At 56.2% G+C, this 15102-nt stretch carries 14 protein-coding genes and 1 tRNA gene; 6 read left to right on the top strand and 9 right to left on the bottom strand.

Annotated features, from left to right (window positions below):
* Positions 1–25: 25 nt before the first annotated feature.
* The 4 genes from AGR13A_RS17210 to AGR13A_RS17195 are packed head-to-tail and all read left to right on the top strand — an operon-like array spanning position 26 to position 5126.
* Positions 26–1102 carry an acyltransferase family protein gene (locus AGR13A_RS17210; protein ID WP_080837913.1) on the top strand — a complete coding sequence of 359 codons (1077 nt, stop codon included), beginning with the start codon at positions 26–28 and terminating at the stop codon, positions 1100–1102.
* A complete protein-coding gene (locus tag AGR13A_RS17205; RefSeq protein WP_080837911.1) occupies positions 1102–2580 on the top strand; it encodes a lipopolysaccharide biosynthesis protein in 1479 nt (492 codons plus the stop codon). The genes AGR13A_RS17210 and AGR13A_RS17205 overlap by 1 nt, the downstream gene beginning before the upstream one ends.
* Positions 2573–3907, top strand: coding sequence for a polysaccharide pyruvyl transferase family protein (locus AGR13A_RS17200; protein WP_080837908.1), 1335 nt, complete (start codon positions 2573–2575; stop codon positions 3905–3907). Before AGR13A_RS17205 ends, AGR13A_RS17200 begins: the two co-directional genes overlap by 8 nt.
* A 1-nt stretch (position 3908) precedes the next feature.
* A complete protein-coding gene (locus AGR13A_RS17195) occupies positions 3909–5126 on the top strand; it encodes a glycosyltransferase family 4 protein (protein WP_080837906.1) in 1218 nt (405 codons plus the stop codon).
* Between the two features lie 160 nt (positions 5127–5286).
* On the opposite strand, the gene AGR13A_RS17190 is transcribed toward AGR13A_RS17195, so the two are convergent.
* The 3 genes from AGR13A_RS17190 to AGR13A_RS17180 form a co-directional block, all read right to left on the bottom strand.
* Positions 5287–6078 carry a metallophosphoesterase family protein gene (locus AGR13A_RS17190; protein WP_080837903.1) on the bottom strand — a complete coding sequence of 264 codons (792 nt, stop codon included), beginning with the start codon at positions 6076–6078 and terminating at the stop codon, positions 5287–5289.
* 265 nt (positions 6079–6343) lie between these two features.
* Positions 6344–6949, bottom strand: coding sequence for a transglutaminase-like cysteine peptidase (locus AGR13A_RS17185; RefSeq protein ID WP_080837899.1), 606 nt, complete (start codon positions 6947–6949; stop codon positions 6344–6346).
* A gap of 146 nt (positions 6950–7095) precedes the next feature.
* Entirely contained in the window at positions 7096–7398 is a 303-nt protein-coding gene (locus AGR13A_RS17180; protein ID WP_080837896.1) for a hypothetical protein, read from the bottom strand.
* Positions 7399–7710: 312 nt separating this feature from the next.
* Here AGR13A_RS17180 and AGR13A_RS17175 point away from each other — a divergent pair, with 312 nt between their 5' ends.
* Positions 7711–8268 carry an HNH endonuclease gene (locus AGR13A_RS17175; protein WP_035222725.1) on the top strand — a complete coding sequence of 186 codons (558 nt, stop codon included), beginning with the start codon at positions 7711–7713 and terminating at the stop codon, positions 8266–8268.
* Between the two features lie 30 nt (positions 8269–8298).
* Here the strand turns inward: AGR13A_RS17175 and AGR13A_RS17170 are convergent, their stop codons facing one another.
* The 3 genes from AGR13A_RS17170 to AGR13A_RS17160 all read right to left on the bottom strand — a co-directional run bounded on the left by AGR13A_RS17170 (position 8299) and on the right by AGR13A_RS17160 (position 10165).
* The gene (locus AGR13A_RS17170) at positions 8299–8814 is read right to left on the bottom strand and encodes a disulfide bond formation protein B (protein WP_080837893.1); all 516 of its coding nucleotides are present in this window, start codon (positions 8812–8814) and stop codon (positions 8299–8301) included.
* Between the two features lie 267 nt (positions 8815–9081).
* Positions 9082–9166 (bottom strand) — tRNA-Leu (locus AGR13A_RS17165).
* Between the two features lie 159 nt (positions 9167–9325).
* Positions 9326–10165 (bottom strand): hypothetical protein, encoded by an 840-nt coding sequence (locus AGR13A_RS17160; protein WP_139786084.1) that lies wholly within the window; start codon positions 10163–10165, stop codon positions 9326–9328.
* Positions 10166–10427: 262 nt separating this feature from the next.
* Between AGR13A_RS17160 and uppQ the strand changes: the two genes are divergently transcribed.
* On the top strand, positions 10428–11063 hold the full coding sequence (gene uppQ / locus AGR13A_RS17155; RefSeq protein ID WP_080837887.1) for a polysaccharide biosynthesis GNAT family N-acetyltransferase UppQ: 636 nt from the start codon (positions 10428–10430) through the stop codon (positions 11061–11063).
* A 53-nt stretch (positions 11064–11116) separates the two neighbouring features.
* On the opposite strand, the gene AGR13A_RS17150 is transcribed toward uppQ, so the two are convergent.
* From AGR13A_RS17150 to AGR13A_RS17140, 3 genes are read right to left on the bottom strand one after another with little or no spacing between them, the layout of a single operon-like run.
* Positions 11117–12388 carry a GNAT family N-acetyltransferase gene (locus AGR13A_RS17150; protein WP_035221352.1) on the bottom strand — a complete coding sequence of 424 codons (1272 nt, stop codon included), beginning with the start codon at positions 12386–12388 and terminating at the stop codon, positions 11117–11119.
* A gap of 8 nt (positions 12389–12396) precedes the next feature.
* Entirely contained in the window at positions 12397–13812 is a 1416-nt protein-coding gene (gene uppV, locus AGR13A_RS17145; RefSeq protein ID WP_080837883.1) for a Wzx-type polysaccharide biosynthesis protein UppV, read from the bottom strand.
* 57 nt (positions 13813–13869) lie between these two features.
* A complete protein-coding gene (locus AGR13A_RS17140; protein ID WP_080837879.1) occupies positions 13870–15072 on the bottom strand; it encodes an acyltransferase family protein in 1203 nt (400 codons plus the stop codon).
* Positions 15073–15102 lie beyond the last annotated feature (30 nt).

Here is a 15102-nt window from a genome sequence, read left to right as displayed (position 1 = left end):
TACGGATTTTTCGAAGGAAAAGCAGATGGAAGCAAGTAATAAATTACGGTTCCTAATGCTTGATTTTTATCGGTTTCTGGCTGCAATCGGCGTGGTGCTTTTTCACGTCAACAGCATTGATAGCCGTGCCAAGTCGGTCATCGATGTGGGAAGTTTCGGCATTTTTGTCGACTTCTTTTTTATGCTGTCGGGTTTTGTGCTTTTTCACAATTACAAGGATCTGCAGCTCGGCGTAGCGAATTATTCGACATTCCTGGTGCGCAGGTTGGCGCGCATCTATCCGCTCCATATAGCAACCATGGCGGTTTTGGTTTGCATGTCCGTTTTGCTGTCGTTTCCAACAGGCGGCGTGGAATATCGCGATATCGTGCTGAACGCTTTTCTTGTGCAGGCATGGGGACTGGCAGACAAACTCACGCTCAATCATGCGTCCTGGTCCATCAGTGCAGAATTTTTCTGCTACCTGCTTTTTCCGTTCATTGTTGTGGTGATCCGCAGCGCCAGGATTTACGTTTCCGCCCCGCTTGTCCTTATCGTTTTCTATGTTTTTTCACGCCCGTGGCTGCCCTTATGGGAGCAACCCGGCGGTATGTATGGCGCCAATTATGATTTTGGCATGCTTCGCGCTCTACCGAGCTTTCTGATGGGATGTCTCACCTATAAGATTTATCAGCAGGTGAAAATCTCAAATTCCTTGCTTCTATATCTCGGGCTTTCCACGTTTTTACTCGCCGCGTGGTGGATGTTCCGGCTTTCCAATCCCAATCATATTATGGTGCTCCTGGCGCTTGCGATGCTGTTCACTGCATTAGGGGAGCGAAGCATTTCCTACTCCGGGAGAATTGCTTCCATTTTGTCAAAAGCCGGCGATTGCTCCTATGCAATCTACATGATTCACGGGATCCTGTTTGCCACGCTATTCAGGTTCATGTGGCAGGCGCTTGGCGAGCCGATCGAATTTTTGCTGCCTTATCTAAGTGTGACGATCATATCCCTCACCTTCATGAGTTATGTGGTTTTCAAAGGGTTCGAGAAGCCAGCACGTAATTTCATTAACTCCAGCTTGGCACCACCACAGCCAGCTTTGCGGGTGGCCAACTGATGTCGACCTCAAATTCAATAGGCAACGCTGCTGTTCGGGGAGTTTTCTGGTCCATTGTCCAGAACTGGGGTGGAAAGCTTTTTACCTCCATCCTCTTCATTGTCCTCGCCCGTTTCCTCAGCCCCACGGATTACGGCATGGTCGCCACGGCCGGTCTGGTTCTGATGCTGATCCAGATGCTGTCGGAATTCGGATTTGCGGATGCGATTGTGCAGAAGCGCGATCTGGAGCCCAGTGACGTCAATCTGCCGTTCTATGTTTCGGTCGCGGTAGCGACGCTGCTGGCCGCTACTGTTTGCGTGTTCTCGCCTGAGCTGGAAAGCTGGTTCGAGGTGGATGGATTGGCGCCAATCATCGTGGCGATCTGCATATTGCTGCCGCTGAATACAGCCTCTCTTTTTCAGGAAGTGAACTATCGGCGTGCGCTCGCCTTCAAACCGCTGGCGATCAGAACCTTTATATCGAATATTATTGGCGGTGCTTTTGCGATTGTTTTCGCAATTACCGGCCTCGGCGTCTGGAGCCTTGTCGTTCAAGGATATGTCGCAACTGTCGTCAACCTCGTCTGGCTCTGGCGAAAACCCTACTGGGTTCCGGGTGTTACCCTCAAGCCGGATAGTTTCATCGGATTGCTTCGTTTTGGTTCGTCGGCGCTCGGCTTGCGCATCGTGGAGTTCGGGTCGACGCGCCTGATCGACTTTCTCATTCTCGGACGATACGGTGTGGCTGCCTTCGGGCTCTACACCGTTGGCAGCCGTCTCTATCAACTTATGATGCAATTGCTTCAGTCGGCGCTTTATGACGTCTCCCTGACGGTGCTTTCCCGTGTATCGCACGAGCGGGAGCGAATGGCGGAACTCTACAAGCAGTTGATCGCCATATCCGCAATCGTTTCGACACCGGCCTTCGTGCTTTTCGCCGCATTGGCACCGGAGATCTGCCGTGTCCTGTTCGGGGCGCAATGGCAGGGGGCGGATGTGATTGCACGGCCCCTACTTCTTCTTGGTGCCTTGCAATGTGTGCAGTTTCAGAACGGCCCGTTTCTCTCCGCGCGCGGAAGTCCGAACAAGGTGCTGATTGCCGGTACCGTCAAGTCGGTCGCGACAATTCTCATGATCCTGCTGATACCGACAGACAGTATCGGTGAACTCGTCATTGTCTATGTTTTTGGGCAACTCGCCTCCACGCCCTTCACTTTCTTTTTTGTCTCGCGCGAACTGAATGTCCCGCTCCGGCGCATCGCTCTTGTATTGCTGCCGAGTTTTGCCTCCAGCGGTCTGTGCTTTGCGCTGGTTCAGTGGATGCGACCTGAAATCGCCGGACTGGGCCTTGGCGATTTCCTGTCCGGCATCCTGCTCGGATCCACGTTCGTCGTCACTTATTTCCTGCTCATGGCGACGGTTGCCCGCACACAGGCGCGATCGGCACTGATGTTCGTCATGAGCAAGGTGCTCTCACGGAAGGAAGCGCATGCGTAAACTCGTAAAAAAGATCCTCCCCGCACCGCTGCACCGTGAATGGGTCAAGTACAACGAACGCCGCAACAGGGAGCCGACTATAGACGAGTTCTTCAAGGCCCTGCAGAAAGAGAAGCGTAAGCTGCGATTTGCACGCCCTGCGAGCACCGTTCTGAAGCGCCTCTTGATCGTGGCCTGCGACCCCAGAACCGTCTTCGGTTCTATCGGCGATGATGCGATGATCACTGCGGTGGTGCAACACGCCCGGGCCATAAATGATCGCGTAGAAGTCGATGTCGTCGTCAACGGATTGGAATGCGCCGATGTTTTAAGCGCACGTGGTTTTGTTCCAGTCGATATTTTCGGAAGGCCTGATTTCGTCAGTGCCCTGCAGCAGCAATTCAAGACAAGAAAATATGATTGTGTGGTTGTCGTCGGCGCTGACGTCATGGACGGCTATTACAATGCCCTGGTGAGTGCGAAACTGCTGGCTGCCGCGGATTTGGCGGCAGCGGCAGGAATAAAAAACGTCATCCTGGGCTTCAGTTTCAACGAAACGCCTCATCCCGCTCTTTCGATGTTTTATAGCGCGCTTCATCCTGACGTCGCAATTAATGTACGTGACCCGGTGTCCCTTGGCCGGCTGAAATCCTTCGCCAGGACACATGCGGCGCTGGTGGCCGATTCAGCCTTCAGTCTCGTTTCTTCGGAGCCTGACGAGGACACAAGCGCCTGGATCGCGCAAAAGCGTGCAGAGGGCTACAGGGTTATGGGGTTCAACCTGCACCCGATGCTGTTCAAGGATGCGGATCGCAACCAGATTGACACGATCATCGCGCGCGGCGCTGAAGCGTTGAGGTTTGTGGCTGATGAACGGCCGGTATGCTGGCTGCTTATTCCGCATGATTACCGGGAGGGTTTTGGCGACCAGTTCTGCCTTCAGGCCATTTCTGGACTCGTGCCCGCTTCACTGGCTGATCGGGTTCGATATCTGGATGGCCAATGGTCGGCCCCGGTCCTCAAGGGCATCGCCGGCAAGCTTGACGGAATTGTCAGCGGCCGAATGCATCTTGCCATAGCCGGGCTTGGCAAAGGCGTTCCCGTCACATGCGTCGCTTATCAAGGCAAGTTCGAGGGGCTCTATCAGCATTTTGGTTTAGCCGCATCCGAATTGCTGTCGCCATCCGCTTTTTATACGGATCAGGGCCTCAAGGATGCCCTGCTGCAATTCGTCGATCAGGCTGACGACATTCGTGAACGCGTGAGGCAGAAATTGCCGGAGGTACTTGGCCTGTCAAAAAACAATTTTCAATTATTCGAAACTTTTTCCAAGAGTGTTGATCGATAGTATGAAAATCGCTTTTATCTCAGCCATACCGGCCGTGCCTGCCAGCGAGGGGAATCGCAGCAGAATACTGCAATTGACCCGCGCCGTGCGGGCGCTTGGTCACGAGGTTCATTTCGTTTATGTCGACACGCCGATGGTGCTGGATTTTGAGGAAGAGGCCCACGCAACCGAATTTTCGATCGGATGTTTCCATAAGATAACCCGCCGCCGCGAAGACTGGAAAACCCGCTTCATCGAAGATTTCGGTTTCAAGTTCAGCCACAAGGCTTTCCGCGGCGTCCGCAAGGTCCACCGGCTTCTCGGTCACGACAGTGGTTTCTACAATTACCTCGACGAGTTTTATTACCCTGAAATAGGCCGGCAGGTCCGCGATATTCAGCGCCGGCTGGGAATTGACGCCGTTATCGTGGAATATGCTTTTCATTCGAGGGCTTTTCTGGGCTTGCCTGACGATGTGCGTCGTATTCTCGATACCCATGATTCCTTTGCCGACCGTCATAAGGCATTCATCAATACCGCCAACAAATACGGCTATTGGTTCTCGGTTCCCCCGCAGGTGGAATGCAAAGCGTTCCGCCGCGCGGATGTGGTTGTCGCCATACAGGAGGAAGAGGAGCGTACCTTCAGGCAGCGGCTGGGCAAAGAGGCACCGGCCGTCGCAACTGTCAGTCATATTCTCGACCTTGACGGAAGGGTGGAAGACCTCACCTCGAGTGACTTCCTGTTCCTTGGCTCAGGCAATGATGCCAATATTATTTCCCTGAATGCATTCCTTGATAACGTCCTGCCTCTCGTCAGGGCGGCACGCCCGGATATTCGCCTGGTCGTGGCCGGTAGCGTATGCGGCAAGATCGAAGACAGGGAAGGGGTTGTCAAACTCGGCCGTGTGGACCGCTTGAAGGAAGCGTTTACGCGCGCGCCGCTCTCGATAAATCCCATCGCACTCGGCACCGGCATCAACATAAAACTGCTCGATGCCCTGGCGGCCGGTATCCCAACGGTCACCAGCCGAACTGGCGTAAGGGGGTTGCCGGAGCGCTATCGCCGCGGCGTTGTCGTTGTGGAAGACAGTGACCATCAGGCTTTTGCCGATGCTATCCTGCAAATCTCCTCCAGCCGCGATCAGCGCGAGGCGCTCGGAAACAAGGCCTTCGAAGACGCGGTCGAATGGAACCGTCAGCAGATGACGGCGCTTGGCAACATCCTCAGCGGTCAGTAATCCGGATTTCAGGTGAATCCTGACCGCTTTGGTGCTGGACACGCCCCGTTTGAACGGAAGCGTTCGACAGGCTCTACTGTTTCGTTTTATGCATTTTCCGGATGTAGAACCGCTATGCACTTTTGCTGAAAATGCCCTGGCGAACGGTAGGCGCACGCCGTCAGGAAATCAGGTGCAGCCCGGCATCCGAGAGTTTCAGAACGGTAAGCCTGCCCGTCGTAAAAGCGCCGGTGTCGATGCCGATACGTTGCGGGCCGCTCTCTGGTTCCGCGACCGGGGTGTGCCCGTGGATGACGAGAAGCTCTAGGCCCGCGCCTTCCGAAAGGAAGGGTTCCCTGATCCACAGCATATCCTCATCGGTCTGTGCCTCAAGCGGCGTGCCAGGTCTGAAACCGGCATGCACAAAGATGTAAGGCCCGATGCGGGCATAGATTGGCAGGCTGGATAAAAGCTGACGGTGGGTCTGGGGAATGGCGCCGATCAGCGCATCCTTGAATGGCTGAAGCCGCAGACGGCCCTTGTGCAGGAAATAGTCTATGTCGACGCCGTAGGACAGAAGCGTCTGGCGACCGCCGAAATCCAGCCAGTGCATGTTGTCTTGCGGATTTTCGAGAAAATCGCTGAAGAGCTGCTCGTGATTGCCGCAAAGCGCGATGCGACGCAGCGGCGCCTGTGGTGGTCGCAGCAGGTGTTCGAGGACACCGCAGGAATCGCGCCCGCGATCGACGTAGTCACCCAGGAGAACGACCAGAGCAGGAGATGGATTGCCAGCCATGTCCGCAAGGATTTTCCTTTCCGCATGCAGGAGCAGATCCAAGCTGCCATGCACGTCGCCAATGGCGTAGATCGGAAAGGATACCGGCCTGTCGCCAAGGTCTATTCTGCGCCGCCTCCGGTCGTCGCGGAGGGCAGGCTGTTTACGACCGCGAATCCAGTTGAGCACCTTGGGCATAGCTGGCGATACTGTCTCTCAGGCACCGGGTCAAGAGCGTTCAAGGCGGATGCTTCTCGCCCGGTAAAGCCGCCCGCTGGAAGGCATGTGGGCTTTCGCCAAAACCTTGCTGAAGGACACGGTTCTGGGAGGATGGATACTGGTTCCCATAGTATCGATAACCAGAGCCAGCGCCGATTTTTCACAAGTTTCCGCAGCGCAATTGAAGGGGGGGCCAAAGTCCCCTCCGTCCTGTTTGAAAGATATGATCCCGTGAAACCGGAACCTAGAGTTTCAGCCAGACACGCGGGTTTTCGTGTGACTGAATCTTGATCCATTTCAAGTCCACGGATTTCCACGGTTTGACGACATTGGTGCGGTTGTCCAGCACCAGGTCGCCCTGGCTTGTGCTGACGACGAGAACTGCGTGGCCTATGCCATCAGTGGTGCGGGCGGTGGCAATGCGCAGCGCGCCCGAGGGCCAGCCGGCGCGCAGCAGCCGCTGCCGCTTGGTCACCGCGTAGTCGTCGCAGTCGCCGCTCGCCGGGTTCAGCTTCCATTCGTCCTGTCCGGCCGATTCGCTGACATAGATTATCGCGCTATTGATCTGGGAGTTGATACTCTGAAGCTCCGCACGCTTCTGTTTCGTCAGCTCGACCGTGTCGCGATCGCCAATCCGCACACATTGGTCGGCGGCATTATCACAGAATTTCGCAAAGGCGATGGGCGCGATGGTCGGACGGCTCGTTGTCATGAACTGGCCGGGCCGTGATACGACGGGATTCTTCGCGAGGCCGCCAAGCGGAACGGCCGGTGCCGTTGTCGCGATACTTGTCGCCATGCCGGCAGCGACTGCCAAAGTCTTTGCGAGACGGATTGCTTTCTTCGCCATGTCTTGCCCCTGCACAGTTGTTTTCTCTTGTACCCGGGAAGATAGCCGCCCTTTCTTGCAGGCCGTTTAAGTCGATAGATTGCTTTTTAAGGAAATTGAATTTTATTCCCGGTTGATAAAAGGCGGCAAATCAGACGCTGCTACGCTCACTTGCAGCGGGTCTTGCCCTGGGCGTCGATAATGCAGGTCTGCTGCGGAACGGCATTGCGTTGCTCGCGCCTTGTCTCAGGCGACACACGGCCACCGGCCGGTGGCCGGTCGTAATTGCGATAGACCTCGAAATTGCGCCCGCCGACCGTGCCCTGCGCACCGCCGCGGCCGTCCGGTGTGACTTCGAAATTCTGATATTGCTGCGCCTGGACGGAGGTGGTGACACCCATCAGCGCGGCAAAAACGCCAGCCGCCAGGCTTGCCCACAACGGTTCTGCTCGATGCCTGCGCAGGACCATGGCCGTTTCCTTCCCTTCATGGAATGACAGAAGCGTTTCCCGCTCATTCGCCGCGATGATTATACCACCGATGCCCTTTCGTGCGTGAAATTGATTTTGCGCCCGGCGGCAGCCGAATCGCCGCCGTGTCGTCGTCACGCATCAGCGGAAGGCGGCGGGGAACCCCACCCGTCGTGTGGACGCCAGAACGTAAAAAAGACGTTTTTAGCGCTGAAAAATTAAGCTCTTCTCCGCTGCATTTATAGGCTTCACAATCCTGTAACAACGGACCTAATATACAAGTGCAGATGCCGAATCGCTCAGGAGAAGCCCTTGACGATTGCAGTTTCACCACAGGCCCTGCCGGCGCTCGTTCTGAACGCAGACTACAGGCCACTGAGTTATTATCCCTTGTCGTTATGGTCCTGGCAGGACGCGATCAAGGCCGTCTTTCTAGACCGTGTGAACATCATTGCAGAATATGATCACGCGGTGTCGTCCCCCAGCTTTTCCATGCGGCTGCCGAGTGTCGTCAGCCTCAAGACCTATGTGCAGCCCACCCGCAACCCCGCCTTCACGCGCTTCAACGTTTTCCTTCGGGACAAGTTCGAATGCCAGTATTGCGGCACGCGGGACGAACTGACCTTCGACCATGTGGTTCCACGCGCGCATGGCGGTGAAACCACCTGGCACAATGTCGTTGCGGCGTGCTCTCCCTGCAACCTTAAAAAGGGCAGCAAGCTTCCCAAGCAGGCGGGCATGTTCCCGGCGCAGAAGCCTTTCCAGCCCACGGTTCAGGATTTGCACAATAATGGGCGGCTGTTCCCGCCCAATTATCTGCACGAAAGCTGGATGGACTATCTTTACTGGGATACCGAGCTGCAGCCCTGATCCTTCAGGACTGCAAGGGAGTTTTCCCGCTTACCGGCTTTTACGGCTCGCGCCAAAAAAGGCGACTGCCGCAAGTGCAACGCTTGCGATGACATTCCAGCCGGCGAAGGAAAGGCCGAGTACCCGAAGTGCCGCATCGTTGCACGAAGGCGCCTTGATGGCGTTCAGATTGCCCAGCAGATCGCCGGCATTGGTGGTGATGGACGGCGCGCCGGTGGCGCAGGTGATCGGGCCTTCCCAGAAACCCCATTCCACGCCGGCATGATAAACGCCAAGCCCGGCGCCGATCAGCATCGCCACGCCGATGAGGGCAAGCAGCAGCCGGGTGATCTGAACCGGCAGCTTGAAGACGCTGGTGGCAACGGCCAATATGCCCAGCGGAATGGCATAATAATAGGGATCGCGCTGCAACAGGCACAAGGCGCAGGGCGTGTAACCGCCAATATGCTGGAAACCGAGGGCGGAGCCCACGGTGAAGATCATTCCCGCCGTGACGCCAAGAGCGGCGAGCGTGCGGCTGTTGTCGGCGGTCGTTGCAGTGGCCATGATGTTTTCCCCAAACTTCGCGAAGAAGCAGATATCCCGAACGGGCTTTCAAAAAGGCGGGCGTGATGGCGAAATTAAGTCGCCAGTTCAACGTGTGTCACAGGATGCGTCTAATCCAGTCCGCTGCATCTGGCAAATGAAAGCCCGGTAATAAACGAGGTGCGTAAGCAAAGTTTCGTGAGGATGCCGGCGACCATTGGGCAATCGAACGGCCTTGCGGCAAGGCCGAGGCAAAAATAAAAGAAAATCAATGCTGTTTCTGGAAAGTGGTACCCCAAGCCGGGATCGAACCAGCACTCCTTTCGGAACCGCATTTTGAGTGCGGCGCGTCTACCAATTCCGCCATTGGGGCAACGGTGGTAATGCCACGGCGTCTATCATGGTCAAGGCCATGCGTGCAACCCCAAAGCTTTGAGTTAGAGGCATTTACGGCCTTCGTTGTCAGTCTCCTCTTGTTTTTGGAACCAGCGCAGTTGAGACTCAAAACCTTAACTCGCGAAAATGTAGGCATTTATAGTGTGACCCAAGCCGGTCGAACTATTTGGCGTTGTTCAGGTGGTAGTAGAATTTGACTAGCTGCATTCGCGCTCTCATCATTATGTATTCGTTTTGGCTCATTGATGGTGGTTCCAGTAGGCCAAGCAATGGCTAGTGAATGAGCGTTTCCCAGATGTGCTGCCGCGACTGTCCTGGGTTTGGTTGAAGTATAGACTACAGCTAGTAGGCTGCCGACGACGAAGGTAGTTGTCTGAGCCATATATAGGCCATTCTTCAATACATTCTCTGCATCTTTTGCCGTAAAGGCAATCGTGTGCGGATCAAAGCCAAAATGATTGAACCCTATACGCCATTTCTCCCCTGCGATTTTTCCGATCCAGACAATTGTTTGCTCTGGTATAACGCCAGTCGACTGAGCAAGCCTTTGCTCCGCTGAGATAGCGCTAGTGAGCGGGTGGGCAAAGTCCATCATCGTAGCCAACATCAAACACCAGCGAACTAGATCACGTTGCCTAAGCAGATCCAGTTTTGGCCATTGCCCTTTGATAAACTCTTCAATGATGGGTTTGTTTTGGTTTTGCAGTCTACTCATCCAGCCGTTGTTGCAGGGTAAGCAGACTACACGAAGTCGTTGCGATATTATTGTTCCCGGTCGATAGAGTTGACCTTTGTCCATTACATTGACTATTTGCCCATCGATAATGAACCCTTGACTGACTGTATGTCGCGATGGACCGGGATCTGGGATATGGTTCTGCAGCCATTTGGGCCAGATGTGCTCTTTACTTAAACGGTTGTTCGATTTTCCGCAGAAGATGCACGTGCCGCGGTTCTTTTGTTCTTTCGGTGGCATTCTCGTTTCCTGAATTACTTCATCGATTTGAAGCAGTGAGCGGCAAATAATCTAGCACGATCTTACGTCGGATTTAGATTTTGTCCCCTATATTACTCGCAATATCTACGCTTTCCCACATCGATACACCTGTAGTTGCGTCGGCAATCTAATATTAGGCACCTCTAATAAATTAGAATATACGCAATTGCTAATTGAATTATGATGTCCGGGTGGAGTTTCCACGCGGGGCGGGAATGGCCTAACTCATATGGAGGAAACTATGAGGGCGCTTTCTCGCAATTTATTATTGTCTGCCTGTCTCATCCTGCCGGTCAACGCTCATGCGCTGGATATCGGGATTGGCGGTGAGAATGGGGTGAATGCCAGCGTGGGCGGCAATGGCAGCGGTGGGCTGGGTGTCGACGCCTCCGTTGGCGGCAGCGGCGGCGTGAATGCAAGTGCGGATGTCGGCGGCAGGAGCGGCGGCGGGCTGGGTGCGGATGTCAACGCCTCGGTCGGTGGCAGCAACGGCGTCAATGCGGACGTCAATGCTTCCGTCGGCGGATCGAGCGGTGTCAACGCGGGGGTTAATGCCTCGGTTGGCGGCTCAGGCGGCATCAATGCCAATGTCGGCGCCAATGTGGGTGGATCGAGCGGTCTTGGCCTTGGGGTCGGGGTTGGTATCGGTGGTTCATCCACGAACCCCGGAAATCCCGGCAACCCGGGCAATCCATCCAATCCCGGCAATCCGGGAACGGTTTCCCCCGGTGGCATGCGCAATGCAATACAGGCCTATAATGACATGTCACGGACCGAGCAGATCAAGCTCGCCCGCCGTTGCATCGATATTCTGGGCGGCGGCTACGATGCGGCTCTGACGCAATTGTGCAAGATGATCCGCACCGCTTCACGCTGATCTGGTCTGATACCGCAGCATCGACCGAAGGACGCTATCCGCGTCCTTCGGTTCTAATTGCCCTTGCGTCCGAAGGACAGGATCTTCTGCCGCAGGCTGCGGGCCAGATTGCGGGTGTTGCGATACATGTCCACCTGCGTGGAAACCTGCCGCACGTCGCGGTCGCTGTTCTGGGTCAACCCCACGACCAATGTGCCCATTTCCTGACGCTGTTGCCAGAAGCGGCTCATGATTGGATGATCGGGCACCGCGCAGCTGTCGCTGCGCATGATATTGGCGTCGTCCAGATGCCAGCCGGTCAGCTTCTGCACCAGCAGCTTGCCGGGAGAGAACTGCCCGTAGTTTTCGTCAAAGGCGGTTTTCCATGTATAGGCCTCGCCCGCCGTCAAAAAGACGACCATGGACGCAATCGCGCTGCCGTTGAGATCGATGGTGTGAATGCGCACCGCATCCGCTTCGGCCAGATTGGTGATCGCCTCGCGGGCAAAGGCCGCGCGATAACGGTCATTGACCAGAGCGGTGCGTTTACGGCCTTTCCAGCCGCTCGCCTCCAGCGCCAGGAATTCCTCCATGCGGTAGCGTATGTCCTTCGGCTGACGGGCAACCGTATAGGATAATGTGCCGAGCTGCTCGAGTTGCCGCCACTGCCGGCGCATTTCCCGCATATGGTGCGGCGCGAGCGAGTTGCGCAGATAGGCCTCACCATCCAGAAGGCTTTCCAGAACCGGCCGCTGATAACTTCCTGTCGTGGTCAATGGCAGGTTGCGGCTGATGGCGATGGCCCTGAACATGCTGGCGAAAGGCCCTTCAAGCCTCACATCCGGCAGCACGAGCACATTCGGCAGGCGCATTTCCGGATCGGAGAGCGCGTCGAAAAGATTGTCGAGCGTTTCCGCAGCGCCTTCGGTATCGACCAGCGGTGTGCCGAGCGGACCGAAGGGGTTCGCCCAGACACGGATAATGGAAGGACCGATGGAAAAGCCCGGCTTTTCGACGGTAAAGGGCATCAGAAAACGCATGCGGCTTCTGGCGCCGTTTTCGTCGCGAATGAGGGCGAAACGCACGGACTTGTCGTCGATACGCGGCATGGCGGGCGCAAGAAGCCGCCCGGTGAAGAAGACATTCGCTTCCATGACGCGATTGGACAGGAAGTCGAGTTCCTCCTGCATTTCATAACCGAGCTGGCCCGGATAGATACAGAATTCGCGGCCGTCGCGTCCCACGCGCCGGCTGCTGTCTGCAACGGGGCGGTCACGCTCCGCAGACGCCATCAGCGCAGCAATGCGCGGGTCCTGAAAATCCGGATTCTTTGGGTCGCTGGACATGCTTATCGTTACACCGCCTTCCCAGTGTCTTGACCCGCCCGGGGATCGTTGAAGGCAAAAAGGACGATCCCGAGTGTACGGCGAATGGCAATATGCAATAGCATAGCTTCTATGCACATGGCTATCGCGACCGCCGCCGCGGCCCCAGTCAGACCATAGACCGGAATCAGCGCCATGTTGAGCAGAATGTTGCAACCGAAGATAATAATATAAAGCGCTACGCACAATTTTTGTTTGCCGGCCATATTCAACAGCGTTTCTCCGGGACCGATCAACGCTTTTGCAAGGAAGCCGGCAAAGAGGAAGAACATCAACTCATAACCCTGGACGAAGCCCGGACCGAACAGCGATAGCAGGAACGGACCCGCCAGAAGCACGACGCCGCCCACGGCCAGTGACGGCCAGAAAGCCCAGCGCGCCGCCTGGCTGGCGAAGCCCGCCAGGCCCTGCCTGTCATTTGCCGAAATCAGGGCGGCGAGGCGCGGCGCCGCCGCTGCCTGCACCGAGAAAAACACGAATTGCATCAGCACGATGGTCTTGGCCGCGGCAAAATAGATACCCACCTGATCCGGCGGCAGATAAAGACCGACGATCACCACATCGGAATTGGTCATCAGAAAGCCGATGCCATCAATCAGGAAGACGGGAAAGGCGAAGCGCAGCCAGTGGCGAAAATGCACCTGGCGGGTAACGCTGCGGAAATGCCGGTTGAGCCTTCGGTTCATGAAGGCGAAATGGAAAAGCGTGGTCACATAGGTAGCCATAAGGGCCGTCAGCATCGCCGTCGTCGCGGTCTTTTCCGCACCGAGACCGATTGCCACCAGCATGAACAGCAGGATTAGCACGGGACGGACGATATAGGTGGGGCTGAGCGCGGAGATGGCCCAGCCGTTGGCGCGTGCGGTGCCGTTCAGCACGTCCCCAAGCGCCACCATCGGCAGGGTGAAAAGCGCCAGCGCAACGGGGATGAGGTAATAGGCTGCGATCCGCTCGCCGAAGAAATACAGGAAGATGAAACCGAACAGCGCCAGAGCGCTGGCCGAAAGCATGGCGAAGATGCGCGCCGTCGAGGTCAGCCCCATGATCTTGTCATGGGCCTCCTCCAGACGATAGCCGGGCAAAAAGCGAATGACGGTGGTGTGGAAGCCAAGACAGGACAGATTGCCGAACAGGATCACCAGAACCCAGACGAAGGCGAACAGGCCGTATTCGAATTCGCCCATCAGACGGGCAAGGATGATCTGGGAAATGAACGCAATGCCGGCACTGACGATGCGCACCGCAAACGCGACCAGCGCCATGCGCTGGGCGCGGGAGACATCATCTCCGCCGGACACAATGACAGCGATTTTCGCTACCAGCGGCGCGAGTTTCGCACGCAGGCCTGCGGGTAGGGCTTTTTCCGCCGTGTTGAGGATAGCCATGATCCACACGCCATCATTTCCAGTTGAATAGGCAACCCGATTATAAGGGCTTCATCATTAACGAAGGGTGTGGGAGGCGGGGACTTGTGTGCCAATATCGTTTGCCACCGGCGGCCTGCGGATGCCGTTGAAAAGAAAGAGGGCAAGCGGACTGCACCGTATTGCCTGGTGCAGCATATAGGCCGTTGCCGTGGTTGCCACGACGATGACGGCAAATTCCAAGACAGGCGGCAGTGAAATCAGGATGAAAAGCGTGCCGAAGGCATAAATCAGCGGATGATGAAGCAGATAGATGGTGAAGGAGGCATCCGTCATCCGTTTGGCAAGCGGGCTGGGCCTGTCAAAATAGCGGCAGGCAAGGTCGATCAGGAGCCGGCTCGTCGTCACGGCTGCAATCGCCGAAACCAGCACCAGTGGCGCCGAGTTTGAAAAAGGGTTTTGCAATCGCAGCGTTACCGCCGTCGCGATGGAACCGGACGCGACGATACCCGTGAGAATGCCGGTCTGGCGAAAGCGGTGAAACAGGTTTCTGTCACGGCGCAGCAGGGCCCCGATTAAAAAGAATGGCAGATAGCGCGCATAGGGGTCGGAGGCCCGTTCATAAAGAAGAAAAACGCTGTTTTCGCTTTTCGCGGCAAGCAGATCGGAGCCATAAACCAACAATTCCCACAGGACGGGGAGGGCGCAGAGGGCGGTGAAGAACAGGCGCGGATATCGCTCATTCATCCTGTCGAGCCAGTCTTTTGCATCTGCAAATGGTGGTTGCTCCAGGAGATGCAGCAGGCCCGCAAGCAGCACCGAATAGGCGAGAAGGGCAGGCAGGAACCATAGATGCATGATCCACTGCTCGCTCGGCTGCAACAGATCCGGCAGGTTCTGCATCATTTCGCCGGCAGTGATGTCGCCCTTGGCAAATTCCGACAGTTTGAGCATGAAAAGCTGTGATGGCCCAAGCAGGAGCACCGCCACGACGAAGGGTATGCCGAGGCGAAGGAAGCGCTGTTTGAGCCAGCGCATCCTGCCTTTTTTGCCGATGACCATGACCGAGAAATACCCGGCGACGAGAAAAAACGCCGGCATGCGGAACGTCACGAATGCCGCACCGAGCGCGCTCAGGAGCGGGCTGGTCTCGAAATCTTTGATGTCCCAGGGCAGGGCGTGGCTGTAGAGCAGGGAGGCGTGATAGGGAATGCCGAGCAGCATCAGGAGAGCCCTGAGCGGGTCCCAATAATGCTCATAGTCTGAATTGCCCGGTTGCATTTTTCCCTCGCGTTGAAAACGCGATCCCGT

The organism is Agrobacterium genomosp. 13 str. CFBP 6927, assembly GCA_900012615.1.
Taxonomy (GTDB): Bacteria; Pseudomonadota; Alphaproteobacteria; order Rhizobiales; family Rhizobiaceae; genus Agrobacterium.
Note: the sequence above shows the minus strand (reverse complement) of the source record. Positions and strands in the feature narration are given on the sequence as shown.

What these genes read in the sequence shown, in the direction of transcription:
- AGR13A_RS17195 (WP_080837906.1), top strand. Translation starts at nt 3,909, where the DNA reads ATGAAAATCGCTTTTATCTCAGCCATACCGGCCGTGCCTGCCAGCGAG.
- AGR13A_RS17160 (WP_139786084.1), bottom strand. Translation starts at nt 10,165, where the DNA reads ATGCCACCGAAAGAACAAAAGAACCGCGGCACGTGCATCTTCTGCGGA.
- AGR13A_RS17150 (WP_035221352.1), bottom strand. Translation starts at nt 12,388, where the DNA reads ATGTCCAGCGACCCAAAGAATCCGGATTTTCAGGACCCGCGCATTGCT.
- AGR13A_RS17140 (WP_080837879.1), bottom strand. Translation starts at nt 15,072, where the DNA reads ATGCAACCGGGCAATTCAGACTATGAGCATTATTGGGACCCGCTCAGG.
- uppQ (WP_080837887.1), top strand. Translation starts at nt 10,428, where the DNA reads ATGAGGGCGCTTTCTCGCAATTTATTATTGTCTGCCTGTCTCATCCTG.
- AGR13A_RS17210 (WP_080837913.1), top strand. Translation starts at nt 26, where the DNA reads ATGGAAGCAAGTAATAAATTACGGTTCCTAATGCTTGATTTTTATCGG.
- AGR13A_RS17200 (WP_080837908.1), top strand. Translation starts at nt 2,573, where the DNA reads ATGCGTAAACTCGTAAAAAAGATCCTCCCCGCACCGCTGCACCGTGAA.
- AGR13A_RS17170 (WP_080837893.1), bottom strand. Translation starts at nt 8,814, where the DNA reads ATGGCCACTGCAACGACCGCCGACAACAGCCGCACGCTCGCCGCTCTT.
- AGR13A_RS17185 (WP_080837899.1), bottom strand. Translation starts at nt 6,949, where the DNA reads ATGGCGAAGAAAGCAATCCGTCTCGCAAAGACTTTGGCAGTCGCTGCC.
- uppV (WP_080837883.1), bottom strand. Translation starts at nt 13,812, where the DNA reads ATGGCTATCCTCAACACGGCGGAAAAAGCCCTACCCGCAGGCCTGCGT.
- AGR13A_RS17205 (WP_080837911.1), top strand. Translation starts at nt 1,102, where the DNA reads ATGTCGACCTCAAATTCAATAGGCAACGCTGCTGTTCGGGGAGTTTTC.
- AGR13A_RS17180 (WP_080837896.1), bottom strand. Translation starts at nt 7,398, where the DNA reads ATGGTCCTGCGCAGGCATCGAGCAGAACCGTTGTGGGCAAGCCTGGCG.
- AGR13A_RS17190 (WP_080837903.1), bottom strand. Translation starts at nt 6,078, where the DNA reads ATGCCCAAGGTGCTCAACTGGATTCGCGGTCGTAAACAGCCTGCCCTC.